18 protein-coding genes are annotated in these 17,837 nt (G+C 62.6%); 6 read left to right on the forward strand and 12 right to left on the reverse strand.

Annotated elements, in window-relative coordinates; genetic code table 11:
* Positions 1-5 precede the first annotated feature (5 nt).
* A complete protein-coding gene (smc, locus tag HH302_RS13290) occupies positions 6-3,536 on the reverse strand; it encodes a chromosome segregation protein SMC (RefSeq protein WP_172202718.1) in 3,531 nt (1,176 codons plus the stop codon).
* A gap of 166 nt (positions 3,537-3,702) precedes the next feature.
* On the opposite strand from smc, the gene dapC reads away from it, so the two are divergent.
* The 6 genes from dapC (at position 3,703) to HH302_RS13320 (ending at position 9,699) form a co-directional block, all read left to right on the forward strand.
* The gene (gene dapC, locus HH302_RS13295; protein ID WP_172202719.1) at positions 3,703-4,908 is read left to right on the forward strand and encodes a succinyldiaminopimelate transaminase; all 1,206 of its coding nucleotides are present in this window, start codon (positions 3,703-3,705) and stop codon (positions 4,906-4,908) included.
* 38 nt (positions 4,909-4,946) lie between these two features.
* A complete protein-coding gene (dapD, locus tag HH302_RS13300; RefSeq protein WP_172202720.1) occupies positions 4,947-5,765 on the forward strand; it encodes a 2,3,4,5-tetrahydropyridine-2,6-dicarboxylate N-succinyltransferase in 819 nt (272 codons plus the stop codon).
* Between the two features lie 33 nt (positions 5,766-5,798).
* Positions 5,799-6,980: a PilT/PilU family type 4a pilus ATPase gene (locus HH302_RS13305; RefSeq protein ID WP_172202721.1), complete on the forward strand. Its 1,182-nt coding sequence runs from the start codon at positions 5,799-5,801 to the stop codon at positions 6,978-6,980.
* Positions 6,981-6,995: 15 nt separating this feature from the next.
* Positions 6,996-8,138: a succinyl-diaminopimelate desuccinylase gene (gene dapE, locus HH302_RS13310; RefSeq protein ID WP_172203141.1), complete on the forward strand. Its 1,143-nt coding sequence runs from the start codon at positions 6,996-6,998 to the stop codon at positions 8,136-8,138.
* Between the two features lie 9 nt (positions 8,139-8,147).
* Positions 8,148-9,101, forward strand: coding sequence for a 50S ribosomal protein L3 N(5)-glutamine methyltransferase (gene prmB, locus HH302_RS13315; protein ID WP_172202722.1), 954 nt, complete (start codon positions 8,148-8,150; stop codon positions 9,099-9,101).
* 148 nt (positions 9,102-9,249) lie between these two features.
* Complete coding sequence (locus HH302_RS13320) at positions 9,250-9,699, forward strand: response regulator (RefSeq protein WP_172202723.1); 450 nt, start codon at positions 9,250-9,252, stop codon at positions 9,697-9,699.
* Positions 9,700-9,762: 63 nt separating this feature from the next.
* Here the strand turns inward: HH302_RS13320 and HH302_RS13325 are convergent, their stop codons facing one another.
* The 11 genes from HH302_RS13325 to cysE form a co-directional block, all read right to left on the reverse strand.
* Positions 9,763-10,248, reverse strand: a complete 486-nt coding sequence (locus tag HH302_RS13325; RefSeq protein ID WP_172202724.1) for a glutathione peroxidase — start codon at positions 10,246-10,248, stop codon at positions 9,763-9,765.
* Between the two features lie 23 nt (positions 10,249-10,271).
* Positions 10,272-10,466, reverse strand: coding sequence for a Fe-S cluster assembly protein IscX (gene iscX, locus HH302_RS13330; protein ID WP_172202725.1), 195 nt, complete (start codon positions 10,464-10,466; stop codon positions 10,272-10,274).
* Positions 10,463-10,804: an ISC system 2Fe-2S type ferredoxin gene (gene fdx / locus HH302_RS13335; protein WP_172202726.1), complete on the reverse strand. Its 342-nt coding sequence runs from the start codon at positions 10,802-10,804 to the stop codon at positions 10,463-10,465. The genes iscX and fdx overlap by 4 nt, the downstream gene beginning before the upstream one ends.
* 4 nt (positions 10,805-10,808) lie before the next feature.
* A complete protein-coding gene (hscA, locus tag HH302_RS13340; RefSeq protein ID WP_172202727.1) occupies positions 10,809-12,677 on the reverse strand; it encodes a Fe-S protein assembly chaperone HscA in 1,869 nt (622 codons plus the stop codon).
* Positions 12,677-13,213, reverse strand: coding sequence for a Fe-S protein assembly co-chaperone HscB (gene hscB, locus HH302_RS13345; RefSeq protein WP_172202728.1), 537 nt, complete (start codon positions 13,211-13,213; stop codon positions 12,677-12,679). Before hscB ends, hscA begins: the two co-directional genes overlap by 1 nt.
* Positions 13,214-13,289: 76 nt before the next feature.
* Positions 13,290-13,613: an iron-sulfur cluster assembly protein IscA gene (iscA, locus tag HH302_RS13350; RefSeq protein ID WP_172202729.1), complete on the reverse strand. Its 324-nt coding sequence runs from the start codon at positions 13,611-13,613 to the stop codon at positions 13,290-13,292.
* 7 nt (positions 13,614-13,620) lie between these two features.
* Positions 13,621-14,025, reverse strand: coding sequence for a Fe-S cluster assembly scaffold IscU (iscU, locus tag HH302_RS13355; protein ID WP_172202730.1), 405 nt, complete (start codon positions 14,023-14,025; stop codon positions 13,621-13,623).
* Positions 14,026-14,046: 21 nt separating this feature from the next.
* Complete coding sequence (locus tag HH302_RS13360) at positions 14,047-15,255, reverse strand: IscS subfamily cysteine desulfurase (RefSeq protein WP_216661935.1); 1,209 nt, start codon at positions 15,253-15,255, stop codon at positions 14,047-14,049.
* 45 nt (positions 15,256-15,300) lie between these two features.
* Positions 15,301-16,449, reverse strand: coding sequence for a cysteine desulfurase family protein (locus tag HH302_RS13365; RefSeq protein WP_172202732.1), 1,149 nt, complete (start codon positions 16,447-16,449; stop codon positions 15,301-15,303).
* Positions 16,450-16,457: 8 nt separating this feature from the next.
* The gene (gene iscR / locus HH302_RS13370; protein WP_172202733.1) at positions 16,458-16,955 is read right to left on the reverse strand and encodes a Fe-S cluster assembly transcriptional regulator IscR; all 498 of its coding nucleotides are present in this window, start codon (positions 16,953-16,955) and stop codon (positions 16,458-16,460) included.
* 123 nt (positions 16,956-17,078) lie between these two features.
* The gene (cysE, locus tag HH302_RS13375; RefSeq protein ID WP_172202734.1) at positions 17,079-17,834 is read right to left on the reverse strand and encodes a serine O-acetyltransferase; all 756 of its coding nucleotides are present in this window, start codon (positions 17,832-17,834) and stop codon (positions 17,079-17,081) included.
* Positions 17,835-17,837 lie beyond the last annotated feature (3 nt).

Raw genomic sequence — 17,837 nt, forward strand, 5'->3', positions numbered from 1 at the left:
ACCTCTCAAGCTGCGACTGGGTCAGCCAGGCGCAGCGCTTCTTCGATATCCACCTCGACCACGCGGGAGACGCCCTGCTCCTGCATCGTGACGCCCACCAGCTGGCGCGCCAGCTCCATCGTGATCTTGCTGTGACTGATAAACATGAACTGCGTGATGGACGACATGCGTTTGACCATCGCACAGAACCGTTCGGTGTTGGCGTCGTCGAGCGGTGCATCGACCTCGTCGAGCAGGCAGAACGGCGCCGGATTGAGTTGAAAGAACGAAAACACCAGCGCGATTGCGGTCAGCGCTTTCTCTCCACCGGACAACAAGTGGATCGAACTGTTCTTCTTGCCAGGCGGGCGCGCCACGATCTGGATGCCCGCGTCGAGAATTTCGTCGCCGGTCAGGATCAGCTGCGCCTCGCCACCGCCGAATAGCTGCGGGAAGAGCTCGCCAAACTGACGATTGACCGTATTGTACGTCTCCTGCAATTGCTCCCGAGTCTCGCGGTCGATACGCCGGATTGCATCCTCCAGCGTACCGATTGCCTCGTTCAGGTCACCTGACTGCGCATCAAGGTAGCCTTTCCGCTCTTCGGCGGCGAGCAACTCTTCCACTGCCGCAAGGTTTACGGGCCCCAGATCGGCCAGCTCGCGGGTAAGGCGGTTGATCTCCCGCACCAGCGTCTGGTCCTTCGGACCCGCCGCAAGCCGAGCGGCGAACTCATTTTCGTCGAGTTCGATCTCCGCAAGTCGCTCGTCGTACTGCTGCTGACCCAGCTCTGCCGCCTGCAGCTTAAGGCGCGCCTCTGCCAAAGCGTCGTTCAAGGGGCGCAGCGCGAGTTCGGCGCGCAGACGGGCTTCGTCGAGTTCGCGCAGGCGGGTCGCAGCGACGTCGAGCGCTTCGCGACTTTGCGCCAGCATCGCCTCGCGGGCTTCGCGCATCTCCAGCGCGCCCTGCAAGGCATCGCCGAGCGGTGTTTCGTCCAGGCCGGCCTGCTCTGCTTCAGCAGCCTCGCGCTCACGCGCGCAACGCACGATCTGCTCGGCGGCCTGCGCAAGCTGGCGCGCCAGGTCGTCGAGTTTGCCGCGGCACTCGCGTTCGGAGAACGCCGCCTCCTGCACTTCGCGCGCGAGTTGCTGCTCCTGCTGGCGGAGTGCGCGCAGCGCATTGTCCTGCTGCTGGGCGATGCCCTCGGTCGCTTCAAGCCGTTCACGCAGTTGCTCTGCGCGCTCTTCCTGTACCGACTGCGCGGTGATCGCCGTTTCCAGGTGAGTCCGTTCCGCGGCGACCTGCAGGTCGAGCTCTTCGATGTCGCGCAGCAGCTGGCCGGCGCGTTCGTCGTAGCGCTGCCGAGCCTGCCCAAGCTGAACTGCGGCGAGCTGTTCGCGATGCGCGGTCTGTTGGGCGGCCTGATGCTCGCGACGCAGCGTGGTGAGCGATTCCTGCGCACGATGGCTTGCCGCTTCGGCCTCGGCCAGCGCGGCATGAGCCGTAGCGGCCTCTGCCTCCAGCGCGTCGACGTGCGCTTCAAGCTCTTCGAGTTCGCGCTGGCGTTCCAGCACACCGTGGCTGCCGGCATCAGCCCGCAGCCAAGAGCATGCCGCGCGGCTCAGCTCGCGCCCGGCCCGGTCGATCAGGCGCACGCCCAGGGGCAGTGTTCCGGCTTGCGCGAGCCATTCGCGACAATCCTCAACCGCCCGAACACCATGCAGCCATACGGCAAGCCCAGAGGCCCAATCCGGCAAGTCCAGCTGAACCAAGCTACGGAGCGGCACACCCGGCAACGACTGCGCCGGCTCCTCCACATTCGTCGATACGGTAGGCGGCAAGGCGAGCGACACGCTGGCTGGCGGCTGCGAAGCGAGCGCGTCACCGGCGGTTGCTGCATCAACGATCTGCAAGGCGTTGAAGTGCTCGCGTAGCGCCGTTTCCAGCGCCAACTCCCAGCCTGCCTCTACGCGCAGCGATTGCCACAGCGGCCTGGCACTATCAAGGCCACGCGCTTTCAGCCAGTCGGCCAACGCCCCGGGCGCAGCGGCCTTCTGCTGAATTCGCAACAACGCCTCGCGTCGTGCCCGCGCCTCGGTGAGCTGGCGATTGGTCTGGCGTTCGGCATCTTGTGCTGAGCGCACCGCCGCGAGCAGCGCAGGCAGGTTTGCGGTGCCGTCATCCAGCGCTTCCTGCAGTTGCTCAAGGCGACCGGCGGCGAGTTCAGCCGCTGCTTCCGCTCGCGCCAGGGCCTCCGCATCGGGCGCCTGCAGACCGTGGCGTTCGCTCTCGATACGCATGCGGCGTTGCGCGAGCGTATCAAGGGCGCGCAGCGCGCTCGCGCGGCGCGTCTCTTCAACCCGCAACTGCTGCTCGGTGCAGCCCAGCTCGTGCCGCAGGGAGCGTGTCGCCGCCTGAGCGCCGGCGAGCGCGTCCTCGGCCGAGGGGAGCCGCGCTGCAAGTTCCTCGTGACGCGCCTGGGCTTGTTCGTGACGCAGCCCTGCCGCATCAAGAAGGCTCTCCCAACGCTGGCGGTCGCCTTCCGCAGCGTCGCGTTGCGCGATCCAGCGCGCCTCGTCGGTGAGCAGCTGCCCGACCCGGCTGCCAAGCATTTGACGACGCTCGCGCATACGCGTCATTTCGCCTTCGAGTCGGGTCACTTCACCGTTCGCGGCGTAAAGGTCCGCCTGGGCTGCGTGTAGCGCGTCCGATGCCTTGTAATGGGCTTCGCGGGCCGTCTCGGCAAGCGCCTCGGCTTCGCGCAAACGGGCCGTCTCGGCCTCGATCCGTGCAGTGGTTTCCGCCACCGCCGCAGCGACGCGGGCCGCATCCTCGCGCGCTTCATTGCGGCGCAGCAACCACAACAGGATCTGTTGCTCGCGCAGGGCCTCGTTGAGGGACTTATATCGGCGAGCCACCTCCGCCTGGCCTGAGAGGCGCTCGATCTGCGCACCGAGTTCGTTGCGGATGTCCTCGACGCGTGCGAGGTTGTCGCGCGCATCGGACAGGCGACCTTCGGTCTCCTTGCGCCGTTCCTTGTACTTGGTGACCCCCGCCGCTTCTTCAAGAAAGCCGCGGACGTCCTCGGGGCGCGCTTCAATGATGCGCGAAATCATGCCCTGTTCGATGATCGCGTAAGCGCGTGGCCCGAGGCCGGTACCAAGGAACAGGTCGATCACGTCCTTACGACGGACGTGGATATTGTTGATCCAGTAGCTCGATTCACCGCTGCGATCGAGTACGCGCTTGACCGAGATCTCGGCGTACTGCGACCACTGACCGGCCGCGCGCCCCTCGGCATTGTCGAAAACCAGTTCGACGCTCGCACGGCTGACCGGCTTGCGCGTGGTCGACCCGTTGAAGATCACGTCCATCATCGATTCGCCGCGCAGCGCGCCGGCGCGGGATTCGCCGAGTACCCAGCGCACCGCATCGATGATGTTGGACTTGCCGCAGCCATTCGGGCCGACAACGCCGACCAGCTGACCGGGGGTGAGCACGGTCGTTGGATCGACGAAGGACTTGAACCCGGCGAGTTTGAGCTTGGAAAGGCGCACGTGAGCAGAACCGGAACTGGCGTGGGCGCGGCAATCGGCGGCGCGGCGGGCAAAACGGGTGGCTATAATATCACCCCCGCAACGCTGCCCGGCATGCCATGTGGCAAGCCGCAACGCGCAGCGCCAAGCCCGTCACACCGACCGCAAGCCTCGCCTGGAGCCTGATTTGAATCCGCGCCTCGACCTGCTGCAGCCCTATCCGTTCGAACGCCTTCGCCAGCTGTTTGCCGGCGTCGAGCCTCCGGCCGGGCTGCGCCCGGTGCGGCTTTCGATCGGCGAGCCACAGCACGCCACCCCGGCCTTCATTCAAGAAGCGCTGGTCATGAACCTGCGCGGGCTCTCGGCGTATCCAACCACTGCCGGTGGCGACGCCCTGCGCGAGACAATTGCCGCGTGGCTGACGCAGCGCTATGCGCTGACACCAATTGACCCCGCCCACGAGGTACTGCCGGTGTGTGGCTCGCGCGAGGCCTTGTTCGCGTTTGCTCAGGCGGTCGTCGATGCCAGTGCCGCGAAACCGCTGGTGGTCTGCCCGAACCCGTTCTATCAGATCTACGAAGGCGCGGCGCTGCTCTCCGGCGCCGAGCCCGTCTTCCTGAATCAGTTGCCCGAGAACGACTTCGGCCTCGATCTGGATTCGCTCAGCGCGGCCGAATGGTCCCGCGTTCAGCTGATGTTCGTCTGCTCGCCCGGAAACCCGACCGGCAAGGTGCTGCAGCTCGAAGACTGGAAACGTCTGTTCGAGTACGCAGACCGCTATGGCTTTGTGATTGCGGCCGACGAGTGCTACTCGGAAATCTACTTCGATGAAGGCAAGCCGCCGCTGGGTGCGTTGGAGGCGGCCAAGGCGCTCGGCCGCACTGGCTACGAGCGCCTGGTCGTGTTTTCAAGCCTTTCAAAGCGCTCGAACGTGCCCGGATTGCGTTCGGGCTTCGTCGCAGGCGATCGCGCAGTGCTCAAGCAGTTCCTGCTTTATCGCACCTACCACGGCTGTGCGATGAGTCTTCCGGTGCAGGCAGCAAGCGTGGCTGCGTGGCGAGACGAAACTCATGTGCGCGACAATCGAACGCTTTATCGCGAAAAGTTCGCGGCACTCAAGCCGGTTCTGGACCCAGCGCTGCCAGTGCAATTGCCCGACGCCGGGTTCTACTTCTGGGCCCGCACGCCGATCGACGACCGCGAGTTCGCACGGGAGTTGTTTGCTGCAACGCATGTGACCGTGCTGCCCGGTCAGTTCCTCTCACGTGAGAGCCGCGGCGTGAACCCGGGTGCAGGCTTTGTCCGGATTGCACTGGTGGCGTCGCACGAAGAGTGCATCGAGGCCGCGCAGCGTATTGCATCGTTTGTCGCGCGACGCTTCGGCGCCGCCTGATCTACCGTTTTCAACCACCAATTATCGAGGTCCCCCTGATGAGCAACCTGCAAACCATCATCGAAAACGCCTGGGAACAGCGCGCCGAAATCAATCCGAGCAACGTGGCCGCAGAACTGCGCGACGCGATCGAGCACACGATTGCCGATCTGGATGCCGGCCGCGTGCGCGTGGCGGAGAAGATTGACGGCGCATGGGTGACGCATCAGTGGGTGAAGAAGGCCGTATTGCTGTCTTTCCGCGCCAACGACAACGTGCTGACCGACGATGGCGTGAACAAGTACTTCGACAAGGTGCCGACCAAGTTCGCGAACTGGACCGAAGCAGACTTCCGCGCTGCCGGTTTCCGCGCGACGCCCGGTTCGGTTGCCCGCCGCGGCAGCTTTGTGGCCCGCAATGCGGTGCTGCTGCCCTCGTACCTGAACATTGGCGCCTACGTTGATGAAGGCACGATGGTCGACACCTGGGTGACCGTCGGCTCCTGCGCACAGATCGGCAAGAACGTGCACCTCTCGGGCGGCGTGGGCATTGGCGGCGTGCTGGAGCCGATGCAGGCCAACCCGACGATCATCGAAGACAACTGCTTCATCGGCGCACGCTCCGAGATCGTGGAAGGCGTGATCGTTGAAGAGAATTCGGTGATCTCGATGGGCGTGTACATCGGCCAGAGCACCAAGATCTACGATCGCGAGACCGGCACCGTCAGCTATGGCCGCATCCCGGCCGGCTCGGTAGTGGTTTCCGGCAACCTGCCCTCCTCCGATGGCAAGTACAGTCTGTACTGCGCAGTCATCGTGAAGAAGGTGGATGCAAAGACCCGCGCGAAGACCAGCATCAACGATCTGCTGCGCGCCTAAAACCGAATCCACCCAAACAGAGAGCGGCGGACCATGATCCTCGACAAGCTGTTCCAGCTAATGGGCGACAAGCATGCGTCGGACATTTTTGTCTCGGCGGGCGCGCCCATACACATCAAGATCCAGGGCACCGTGATGCCGGTGAACCAGCAGGTGATGGAGCCTGCGGTCATCCAGCGCATGGCCTACGAAATGATGACGCCGGAACAGATCCAGTCCTTCGAGAAGACGAAGGAGCTGAACCTGTCGTTCGGCCGCCGCGATCTGGGCAATTTCCGTGTCAACATGTTCTGGCAGCGCGGCTCAATCGCCATCGTCGTACGGTTCATTCAGGGTGAGATTCCGCAGCTCCACTCGCTCGGCCTGCCCGATTCGCTGGCCGATCTGATCCTCGAGAAGCGCGGCCTAATCCTGGTCGTCGGCTCCACCGGTTCAGGCAAGTCGACGACCATGGCATCGATGCTGGATCACCGGAACAACACGAAACCGGGCCACATCCTCACACTAGAAGACCCGATCGAGTATCTGTTCCGGCACAAGCGCTCGGTGGTCAACCAGCGCGAAGTCGGCCTCGACACGCACGACTGGCATATCGCGCTGAAGAACGCGATGCGTCAGGCGCCGGATTGCATCCTGATCGGTGAAATCCGCGACCGCGAGACAATGCAGGCAGCAATTGCCTATGCGCAGACCGGTCACCTGTGTCTTGCCACGCTGCATGCAAACAACGCCTACCACGCGCTGAACCGGATCGCGAACTTCTTCCCGCTCGAGAATCGCACCCTGCTCTACCTCGACCTTTCGGTCGCGCTGCGGGCAATCATCTCGCAGCGGCTGGTGAAGCGGCCGGATGGTCGCCGCATTCCGGCGGTGGAGCTCCTTTCGAATACCCGCCACATCGCAGACCTGATCGAGAAGGGCAATTTCCCCGAGATCAAGGAAGCGATGGAGCAATCGCTGGCACCCAGCTCGCAAACCTTCGAGCAAGACCTCTTCCGACTCTACAAGGAAGGCACCATCTCGCTCGACGAAGCGCTCGGCAACGCCGACTCGCCGACGAACCTTGCCTGGCTGATCAACAACCAGCAACTCGGCGGCACCGAGCTTGAGAACCAGTCGACGCAACCGCCGATCATCGATTTCGAGCAAAGCGAAACCGACGGTGCGTCGTTCAAGTCCTTCACGCTGCACATGGACGAATCGTCCCCCTCCTGACCCCACAAGAACGCGATAACAACAGTGCATTCCCCGACACGAGCCCTCACCGAAGCGCTGATCCGGCGCGCGTCAGTCACCCCCAAGGATGAGGGTTGCCTTGAACTGATTGAGGAGCGCCTTGCGCCCCTTGGCTTCCGCTTCGAGCGCATCGAGGCCAACGGCGTCAGCAACCTCTGGGCACGTCGCGGTACCGCCCGGCCAGTGCTGTGCTTTGCCGGCCATACCGATGTGGTGCCGACCGGGCCGATCGTGGAATGGGAGAGCCATCCGTTCGATCCGGTCGAGCGCGACGGCTACCTTTATGGCCGCGGTACCGCCGACATGAAGACCTCGCTGGCCGCTTTCGTCACCGCAATCGAGGCCTTCGTTGCGGCCCACCCTGATCATCCGGGCTCGATCGCGCTGCTGCTGACCTCTGACGAGGAAGGTGTAGCGACCCACGGTACAAAAATCGTCGTCGAAACACTCGCCGCGCGCGGTGAGGCGATGGACTTCTGCGTGGTGGGCGAACCGACGTCGGTCGACACCCTCGGCGACATGATCAAGAACGGCCGCCGTGGTTCGCTCAACGCGCTGCTGCGGGTAATCGGGGTACAGGGCCATGTGGCGTACCCGCAGCTCGCACGCAACCCGATCCACCTGATTGCGCCCGCACTCGCAGAACTGACCGCGATCGAATGGGATAGCGGGGACGAGTATTTCCCCCCGACAAGCTTCCAGATTTCAAACATCCACTCGGGTACCGGCGCGACCAATATCGTCCCCGGTTCGCTCGAGATGCGCTTCAACTTCCGCTTCTCACCAGCCAGCCCGGCCGACATGCTGAAGCAGCGGGTGCATCAGGTGCTGGACGCCCATCACCTGCATTACGAGATCGACTGGCAGCTCTCGGGCAACCCGTTCCTCACGCCGCGCGGCAAGCTCGTCGACGCGATGGAGGGTGCAATTGAGGCCGCCACCGGCATCAAGCCGGAACTGTCGACGACCGGCGGTACGTCGGACGGCCGATTCATCGCCACGCACTGCCCCGAGGTAGTCGAGTTCGGCCCGGTGAATGCGAGCATCCACAAAGTTAACGAACGCATCGCCGTATCGGCGATCGAACCGCTTTCCGTTGCCTATCGCGGCATCATTGAACGCCTGCTTCTCGCCTGAAAGATCGACATGACCCATCACCCGGAACACTGTGACGACGATCAGTGCGACCACGAACATCACACACACGATCACGACCCGCGCGACGAACTGGTCACCGTGCGCGATCTGCTGCGCTACGCGGTATCGCAGTTCAACCGCGCAAAACTCGTGTTCGGCCATGGCACCGAGGATGCGTTCGACGAGGCGGTGTATCTGATCCTGCATACGCTGCATCTGCCACTTGATCGGCTCGATCCCTTCCTTGATGCGTGCATTCCGTCGGATGAGCGCGCGGAAGTGCTCGCCGTCATTGACGAGCGCGTGCAAAGCCGCAAACCAGCCGCTTACATCACCGGTGAAGCGTGGCTCGGCCCTTACCGCTTCAGTGTCGACGAACGGGTGATCGTGCCGCGCTCGTACTTCGGCGAGTTGCTGCAGGATGGGTTTGCGCCCTGGATTCAGGATCCGGAAGAGGTGGAAGCCGCGCTCGACCTGTGCACCGGCAGCGGCTGCCTTGCAATCGTCATGGCGCATGTATTCCCCAACGCCAAAATCGATGCGGTCGACCTCTCCGATGGCGCGCTGGCAGTCGCCCACACCAATGTTGCCGACTACGGCCTCGAGGATCGTGTGGAGCTGATCCGCTCCGACGTATTCGAAGCACTTGGCGACCGGAGCTATGACCTGATCATCAGCAACCCGCCTTATGTCACGCAGGAAGCCATGGACGCGCTGCCGCCCGAGTATCGTCACGAGCCCGAAATGGCGCTGGGCGCGGGCGAAGATGGGCTCGATGTCGTGCGGACGATTCTTGCGGAGGCGCATGCCCATCTGAACCCGGGCGGCGTGCTTGCGGTTGAGGTTGGTCACAATCGCCATCTCGTCGAAGCCGCTTGGCCCGACCTGCCGCTTACCTGGCTGAATACGGCCGGTGCCGATGAAGGGGTCTTTCTGATCCACCGAGAAGACCTTCCGCACTGATCCAGACATGGCGATGAAACCCGCCATGTCGACGGTGATTGCCTAGTCCGTTAGACTGACGGACAGGTGCGCGATGCAGAGTGGCCTTCAGAACAAGCGCGCCATGCCGTAGGCAAGTTTGACGCCCCCATCGCGACCCGGACACATGATGACCACCGATCGCCCTATCCTGCTCGTCGAGGACAACCCTGACGACGAGGCCCTGACGCTGCGAGCCTTCACGAAGAACCGCATTGCAAACCCGGTAGTTGTCGCCCGGGACGGTGTTGAGGCGCTTGACTATCTCTTTGGCACGGGTCGCCACCTGAATCGCGACTTGAGCCAGATGCCTGCAGTGGTCCTGCTTGACCTCAAGTTGCCTCGCATCGATGGTCTGGAGGTGCTGCGCCGCATACGCGCAGACGTGCGGACCGCCCTGCTCCCCGTGGTGGTGCTGACCACATCGCGAGAGCAGCAGGATATCCATGACGCGTATTCACTCGGCGCCAACAGCTACATCCGAAAGCCCGTGGACTTCGAACGCTTCATCCAGACCGTGGGCCAGCTTGGCATGTACTGGCTATCGCTGAACGAACCAGCCGAGGCGCCACTCGTTTAGCCAAAGCAGAACCGCAAAGAAAAAAGGCGACCGTCGGTCGCCTTTTTCATGCGCACGCCATGCTCAAGCGAGCAGCGTTTCAATTTGTGCTGCCAGTTCCTCAGGCTTCGTCGTTGGGGCGAAGCGCTCAACCACATTGCCGTCACGGTCGACCAGGAACTTGGTGAAATTCCATTTGATCGCGGTCGTACCAAGCAGACCCGGGGCTTCTTTCGTGACGTACTTGAACAGCGGATGCGCGCCATCACCGTTGACTTCGACCTTCTCGGACAACGGGAAAGTCACGCCGTAGTTCTTCTCGCAGAACGCGCCGATTTCGGCTTCGGAACCAGGTTCCTGCGCACCAAACTGATTGCAGGGGAAACCAAGCACCACAAGACCGCGCGCGCCATATTGACGTTGCAGGGCCTCAAGCCCTGCGTACTGCGGCGTGAACCCACAGTTGCTCGCGGTATTAACAATCAACAGCACCTTGCCGGCGTAGTCGGCCAGATTGAGTGGCTTGCCGTCCAGCGTGCGAGTGCTGAACTCATGGATTGCTGCAGTCATCGCCTCACCCCCCGTCGTAGTGCTCAGTCTGCCTCGTCGATCCAGGTCGCCTGAATCGCCTCAAGAATCTTTTCGCCGCAATGCTTCGGGTCATCGTCGAAGCCCGGCAAGGCGATCACCCAATTCATCAGATCAACAAAGTTCACACGCAGCGGATCAACGTCGGGATGGCGCTCGCTGAGCTCAATCGCGATCTCGCGCACATCGGTCCATTTCATCGCTTGCCCTCCCTGGCCATGTTGATCGTGTAACGCGGAATTTCGACCACCAGCGGCGTCGTACCAACCTTGGCCTGACACGATAGCCGGGAAGTCGGCTCCAGACCCCAGGCCTTGTCGAGCAGGTCTTCCTCGAGCTCCTCGGCGGCTTCAAGGCTGTTGAAGCCCTCGCGGATCACGACATGGCAGGTCGTGCACGCGCAGGATTTTTCGCAGGCGTGCTCAATCTCGATGCCAGCACCGAGCAGAGCGTCACAAATCGACTCGCCCTGCGGCGCCTCGATCACCGTGCCTTCGGGGCACAACTCCACATGCGGCAATACAATCACTTGGGTCATACGTTCATACCTTCAGGTCGTCGACCTTCTGTCCAGCCAGGGCCGCTCGAATGGTCTTGTCCATTCTGCGCGCAGCAAAAGTCTCGGTCAGCTTGTTCATCGCATCGAGCGCCGCCTTGATCTGGCGTGCGTCGTCACCTGCATTGAGGGCAGCCAGTTCGTTGAGTGCAGCATGAATTGCGGCGCATTCGCCGGCATCGAGCAGATCTCCGTCGGCCGCCAAAGCCGACTGGACCGTCTCGATCATGCGCTGTGCCTCCACCTGCTGCTCGCGCAACGCACGCAAGCGCATGTCCGCATCCGCGTGATCAAAACCTGCGCGCAGCATGCCGGCGATCTCGTCGTCCGACAGCCCGTACGAGGGCTTCACCGCAATCGACGCTTCAACGCCCGAACCCGTCTCGCGCGCCGAGACCGACAGCAATCCGTCGGCATCGACCTGGAAGGTCACACGGATGCGCGCCGCGCCCGCCGCCATTGGCGGAATACCACGCAGTTCAAAGCGCGCCAGCGAACGACAGTCGCGCACGAGCTCACGCTCGCCCTGCACGACGTGGATCGCCATTGCGGTCTGACCATCCTTGTAGGTCGTGAACTCCTGCGCTTTCGCTGTCGGGATCGTCGAGTTGCGCGTGACGATCTTCTCCACCAGGCCGCCCATCGTTTCGATCCCCAGCGACAAGGGAATGACGTCCAGCAAGAGCCAGTCATCCTCGTCGCGCCGGTTGCCCGCCAGCACATTGGCCTGGATCGCGGCACCAATTGCGACCACTTTATCCGGGTCGATATCAGTGAGCGGCTCGCGACCGAAATGCTGCTCGACCGCGGCGCGGATCTGCGGCATCCGCGTTGCGCCGCCAACCAGCACGACGCCCTTCACGTCCTCGACGTCGAGATGCGCGTCGCGCAGCGCCTTACGCACCGGCGCGAGGGTCTTGGCGACCAATTTGGCGGTCAGCGATTCGAACTGTTCGCGAGTCACATTCGCGACCAATTCGCGCCCATCGCTCAGTACCACCCGAGCCTCTTCGGCCGCAGCGCGCGACAAGGCCTCCTTGACCCGACGGCACTCGACCAACACGGCGCGAGAATCCTCGGGCGGCAGGTCCGTCGCGCCGCATTGCTCGCGCAGCCACATGGCAAGGGCCTGATCGAAATCGTCGCCACCAAGTGCCGCGTCGCCGCTGGTGGCGAGCACTTCAAACACGCCGCGCGAGAGTTTCAACACCGAGAAGTCGAAGGTTCCGCCACCGAGGTCGAAGACGGCATAGGTGCCCTCGGTTTCGTTGTCGAGACCGTAGGCGATCGCGGCGGCGGTGGGTTCGTTCAGCAGCCGCAGGACGTTCAGGCCAGCCAGCCGTGCCGCATCCTTGGTTGCTTGACGCTGCGCATCGTCAAAGTAGGCGGGAACCGTAATCACCGCACCGACCAGCTCGCCGCCAAGGCGGCTCTCGGCACGCTGACGCAAGACTTTCAGAATCTCTGCGGAAACTTCAACCGGGCTCTTTACGCCTGCCACGGTGTTGATGCGAACCATGCCTTCGGCATCAACGAAATCGTACTGCTTGCTCGCACCGGCTTCGACGTCGGCCAGACCGCGCCCCATGAAGCGCTTGACCGACACGATCGTGTTCTGCGAATCCGTGGCCTGATGCTCGGCAGCCTCTTTGCCGACCTGCACGCGGCCGTCAGCCAAGTAGCGAACGATGGACGGCAACAGGATGCCGCATTGCTCGCCGGGCAAGCATTCCGGCAGGCTATGGCGCACCGTGGCGACGAGCGAATGAGTAGTACCAAGATCGATGCCGACCGCGAGGCGATGCTCGTGCGGGGCAGCAGACTGGCCAGGTTCGGCGAGCTGAAGAAGTGCCATCAGTTTTCCAGGGTTTCGAGAGCGCTGCCGATTTCTTCCTGCAGTCGCTCGAGGAACATCAATTGCCGCACACGCGCCGTGGCGGCGATCAAGTCACCGCGCACATCGAAATCGTCCGCCAGGGACTGCTCCATCGCCCGCGCATCGCGTCGCAATTCGCGCAGCAGATTGTCGAGTGTTGCAACGTCGCCATCCTGTTCGGCCTCTTCAACCGCCTCGCGCAACAGCATCTGGCGCATCAGGAAATCGGGCGGCATTGCCGTGTTTGACTCGATCTGCGGATCGATGCCAGCCAGATGCAGCAAGTAGCGCGCTCGCGGCACCGGGCGGCGAAGAATGCGGTAGCCCTCGTTGGCGTGCGAGGCCCACTGCATCGCCACACGACGCTCGTTTTCGGCCAGGTGCGCGTAGCGATCCGGGTGGATCTTCGCCTGCACATCAAGGTAGGCAGATTCCAGCACCGACGGATCGACCGTATAGCGGCGCGGCAATCCGAACAAAGAGAAGTAGTCGCCTAGAGCGTCGGAAAAGTTCATCGGATTCAGTAATGACAACGCCGCCGTGCGCATCGGTGCGCCGCGGCGGCGTCGCGCCGGTCAGGCAAGGCCAGGCTCAGACGTTGAAACTCTCGCCGCAACCGCACTGGTCCTTGACGTTGGGGTTGTTGAACTTGAACCCCTCGTTGAGACCCTCGCGGACAAAATCCAGCTCAGTGCCATCGATGTACGGCAGGCTCTTCGGGTCCACGAGAACCTTCACACCATGGCTCTCGAACACGATATCGGCCTCGTCGGCCTGATCGGCGTATTCGAGCTTGTAGGCCATGCCGGAACAGCCTGAGGTTTTCACCCCAAGCCGCACACCGACCCCCTTGCCGCGCCGGGCAAGAAAGTTGGCGACATGTTTTGCAGCGCTTTCAGACAACGTGACAGCCATGATTTCCTCAGTCGGCCTTGGGCGACGCCTCTGCATGCTTCTGACGGTAGTCTTCCACAGCCGCCTTGATCGCATCTTCAGCAAGAATCGAGCAGTGGATTTTAACCGGCGGAAGCGCAAGTTCTTCAGCGATCAGCGTGTTGCGGATATCAAGGGCCTGGTCGAGCGTCTTGCCCTTGACCCATTCGGTTACCAGCGACGACGACGCAATCGCCGAGCCACAACCGTAGGTCTTGAACTTCGCATCTTCGATCACACCGGTTTCCGGGTTGACCTTGATCTGGAGCTTCATCACGTCGCCGCAGGCCGGCGCGCCAACCATGCCGGTACCGATGCCGGCTTCGGTCTTGCCGAACGAGCCAACATTGCGCGGATGCTCGTAGTGATCCAGAACTTTTTCGCTATAGGCCATCTTCGTACTCCTCAGTATTCTTCAGTGCGCGGCCCATTGGACCGTGTTGAGATCGATGCCTTCCTGAACCATTTCCCACAGTGGGGACAGCTCACGAAGCTTGCCGATCTTCTTGTGCAGCAGATCGATCGTGTAGTCGATCTCTTCCTCGGTCGTAAAACGGCCGATCGTAAAGCGAATCGAGCTATGCGCCAGCTCGTCATTGCGCCCCAGCGCGCGCAGCACGTACGAGGGCTCCAGCGACGCGGAGGTACAGGCCGAGCCCGACGAAACCGCGAGATCCTTGACCGCCATGATCATCGACTCGCCTTCGACGTAAGCAAAGCTGATGTTCAGGTTGTGCGGCACACGCTGAACCATGTCGCCATTGACGTAGGTCGCTTCGATGTCAGACATGCCTTTAAGCAAGCGGTCGCGCAGCTTGCCGATGCGGGCGTTGTCCGCTGCCATCTCTTCGCGGGCAATACGGAATGCTTCACCCATACCTGCAATCTGGTGCGTAGCCAATGTGCCGGAACGCAGACCGCGCTCATGCCCACCGCCGTGCATCTGCGCTTCAAGGCGAACGCGCGGCTTGCGACGCACATACAGCGCGCCGATGCCCTTCGGGCCGTAAGTCTTGTGCGCTGAGAACGACATCAGGTCGACCTTCAGTTTTTCAAGGTCAATTTCCACCTTGCCGGTCGCTTGCGCGGCGTCCACATGGAAGACGATTCCACGCTCGCGGCAGATCTCGCCAATCTCGGCGATCGGCTGCACAACGCCGATCTCGTTATTCACGAACATCACCGAAACCACGATCGTGTCCGGGCGAATCGCCGCCTTGAACTGTTCCAGATCGATCAAACCGTTGTCCTGCACATCGAGGTAGGTCACCTCGAAGCCCTGACGCTCAAGCTCACGGGTGGTGTCCAGCACCGCCTTGTGTTCCGTTTTCACCGTGATCAGGTGCTTGCCCTTGCCCGCATAGAAGTGCGCGGCGCCCTTGATCGCCAGGTTGTTCGACTCGGTCGCGCCAGACGTCCAGATGATTTCCTTCGGGTCGGCGTTAACCAGCGCAGCCACCTGCTCGCGCGCTTCTTCCACCGCACGTTCGGCCTCCCAGCCAAAGGCATGCGAGCGGCTCGCCGGATTGCCGAAATGCTCCGTCAGGTACGGAATCATCTTGGCCGCCACGCGCGGATCCACCGGCGTCGTCGCAGAGTAATCAAGGTAGATCGGAAACTTCAGCATTGCGTCCACTCCAGGCGGGCCGGACCCGCATCACTCATATACTCAGACCGCCACGGCGGAGAGCGTTCTTAAGCCTTGCAGCGTTTCGCCCAACGTTTTCACGAATCGGGCCAGCGCCTCATCCTGCGTGTCGCGCCCGAGGCTCACCCGGATAGCGCCACGCGCCACTTCATCCTCTACACCCATCGCCAGCAGCGTTGCCGACGGCCGCGGATCTGCGCTGGAGCAGGCCGACCCGCTTGCAACCGCAAAACCCGCACGATCCAGTTTCGCCACCAGCGTTTCGCCATCGACATGGTCGAACGCGAAAAACACCGTGTTCGGCAGGCGCGCAGCGCCAGCACCAAATACCCGCGCCCCCAGGCTCAGAAGCGACGCTTCAAGTGCGTCGCGCTGTCGTGCAGCACGCGACGTCCATTCGTTCAACGCTGCCACCGCGAGTTCCGCTGCTGCACCAAAGCCGACAATCGCCGCGACGTTCTCGGTCCCAGAACGCAAGCCACGCTCCTGGCCACCGCCGGCAACCAGCGGCGCAAGCTCAACACGCTTGTCCAGCACCAAAGCGCCAGCGCCAAGGGGGCCGTGGATCTTGTGCGACGAGATCGTCATTGCGCTCACCGCGAGAGCCCTGAACGAAATCGGCATTTTGCCCAGCGCCTGCACCGCATCGGTGTGAAACAGCGCGCCAGCAGCGCGCGCCTCCGCTGCAAGCCTGTCGATTTCCTGCAAGACGCCGGTCTCGTTGTTTGCCGCCATCACCGACACAAGTCTCGGCGATTGCTTCATCAGCTCGGCAAACACGTCCGCACGAATCCGACCCGAGCCGTCGATCAGTGCCGTCTCGCGGCGCCAGCCCGATCGTTCAAGCTGGCGTGCGGGCTCACGAACGCACGGATGCTCCGAAGCGCCAACCACGATCAGCCCCGGTTTCATCTGCGCAGCGGCGCCCTTGATGAAGACGTTATTTGCCTCTGAACCACCGGAGGTAAAGACCACTTCGGTCGGATGCGCGCCAACTGCAGCGGCAACCTGCTCACGCGCATGATCGACCGCCGCCCTCGCCTGCCGACCATACTCGTGCCGGCTCGACGGGTTGCCGAAGCGCGCGTCAAGGTAAGGCAACATCGCTTCGCGCACGCGCGGATCGAGCGGCGTGGTGGCGTTGTGATCGAGGTAGGTCGGAGCGAACATGGCAGCGATCAGACGGGGGCAATCGCCTCCGGCTTGAGCTTTTGCTTGCCCTTGGCGATACAGGCACGCTCATCGTGCAGGACCTGCTGACCTTCGGCCCGCGCGCGCTGCTGCGAAACCAGCGTGCCCAGCGTAACCGAGTGCAGATACTCGTACATGCGCTTGTTCAGATTCGTCCAGAGGTCGTGCGTCATGCAGCGGTGCTCGTCCTGGCAATTCTCCTTGCCACCGCACTGCGTTGCATCGAGCGGCTCATCAACGGCGAAGATGATGTCCGCGACCGAAATCTCGGGTGCTGGCCGGGCCAAACAGTAGCCGCCGCCGGGCCCGCGAACGCTGGCCACCAGGTTATGGCGGCGAAGCTTGCCGAAGAGCTGCTCAAGATAGGAAAGTGAGATGCGCTGACGCTCACTGATCCCTGACAAAGTCACCGGGCCATCGCCCTCGCGCAGCGCGAGGTCGATCATCGCGGTCACCGCAAAACGCCCCTTGGTTGTCAGTCTCATCGTTCGTTCCCGCACCAGTCTGCCCCTGCACACATCGGCGGGACACGACCTCAATAGTTGATCGATTTACTCAAGAATACAATTCCTGATCAAATCAGTCAACATTAGGGCGCCGCGGGAGCCTTAATCGACCATCTTCGAGAGCTGGTTCGGATCGAAACGATCACAGGCAGCAACGTCGGCATCCAGGTCGATACCAGCCGCCTTGAGTCGCGCTACCAGCACCTCGAAGCGTCGGTCGGTCTCAACCGCATGATCCAGCAGACCGTGCATCGCCTTGGATACCGGGTCGTCCATGTTCTGCGTCACCCCGTAGGCGGAGAAGCCCATCTCCATGGCCTTCTCTTCCCGTGCCTGGTCGCGCGCCGACTCGATGATCCGGGCCGGGTTACCTACCGCCGTAGCCCCGGCCGGAACGGGTTTCACCACCACCGCGTTCGAACCGACCTTGGCGCCAGCCCCAACCGTAAAGCCGCCCAGCACCTTCGCTCCCGCACCGATCACAACACCCGCTTCAAGCGTTGGGTGACGTTTCGTACCGCGATAGAGCGAGGTACCACCGAGCGTGACGCCCTGATAAATCGTGCAGTCGTCGCCAATATCAGCCGTTTCGCCGATCACAACACCCATGCCGTGATCGATGAACACGCGCCGCCCAATCCGCGCCCCAGGATGGATCTCGATCCCGGTGAGCCAACGCGAAATCTGCGACACAAACCGCGCAGCCCAGTGAAACTCTCGCCGCCAGAGTGCGTTCGCAACCCGGTGATAGATCAGCGCATGCACACCCGGGTAACAGGTCAGCACCTCCCAGCGCGAACGGGCGGCGGGGTCGCGTTCGAGAACGCTGGCGATGTCTTCACGCAATCGCGCAAACATGGG

Origin of the sequence: Niveibacterium sp. COAC-50, from assembly GCF_013184235.1 — a bacterium.
Lineage (GTDB): Bacteria > Pseudomonadota > Gammaproteobacteria > Burkholderiales > Rhodocyclaceae > Niveibacterium > Niveibacterium microcysteis.

Bases quoted from the DNA above. Each gene is read 5' to 3' on its own strand.
- dapD (WP_172202720.1), top strand. From the start codon at position 4,947: ATGAGCAACCTGCAAACCATCATCGAAAACGCCTGGGAACAGCGCGCC.
- HH302_RS13305 (WP_172202721.1), top strand. From the start codon at position 5,799: ATGATCCTCGACAAGCTGTTCCAGCTAATGGGCGACAAGCATGCGTCG.
- prmB (WP_172202722.1), top strand. From the start codon at position 8,148: ATGACCCATCACCCGGAACACTGTGACGACGATCAGTGCGACCACGAA.
- HH302_RS13320 (WP_172202723.1), top strand. From the start codon at position 9,250: ATGACCACCGATCGCCCTATCCTGCTCGTCGAGGACAACCCTGACGAC.
- HH302_RS13325 (WP_172202724.1), bottom strand. From the start codon at position 10,248: ATGACTGCAGCAATCCATGAGTTCAGCACTCGCACGCTGGACGGCAAG.
- iscX (WP_172202725.1), bottom strand. From the start codon at position 10,466: ATGAAATGGACCGATGTGCGCGAGATCGCGATTGAGCTCAGCGAGCGC.
- fdx (WP_172202726.1), bottom strand. From the start codon at position 10,804: ATGACCCAAGTGATTGTATTGCCGCATGTGGAGTTGTGCCCCGAAGGC.
- hscA (WP_172202727.1), bottom strand. From the start codon at position 12,677: ATGGCACTTCTTCAGCTCGCCGAACCTGGCCAGTCTGCTGCCCCGCAC.
- hscB (WP_172202728.1), bottom strand. From the start codon at position 13,213: ATGAACTTTTCCGACGCTCTAGGCGACTACTTCTCTTTGTTCGGATTG.
- iscA (WP_172202729.1), bottom strand. From the start codon at position 13,613: ATGGCTGTCACGTTGTCTGAAAGCGCTGCAAAACATGTCGCCAACTTT.
- iscU (WP_172202730.1), bottom strand. From the start codon at position 14,025: ATGGCCTATAGCGAAAAAGTTCTGGATCACTACGAGCATCCGCGCAAT.
- HH302_RS13365 (WP_172202732.1), bottom strand. From the start codon at position 16,449: ATGTTCGCTCCGACCTACCTCGATCACAACGCCACCACGCCGCTCGAT.
- iscR (WP_172202733.1), bottom strand. From the start codon at position 16,955: ATGAGACTGACAACCAAGGGGCGTTTTGCGGTGACCGCGATGATCGAC.
- cysE (WP_172202734.1), bottom strand. From the start codon at position 17,834: ATGTTTGCGCGATTGCGTGAAGACATCGCCAGCGTTCTCGAACGCGAC.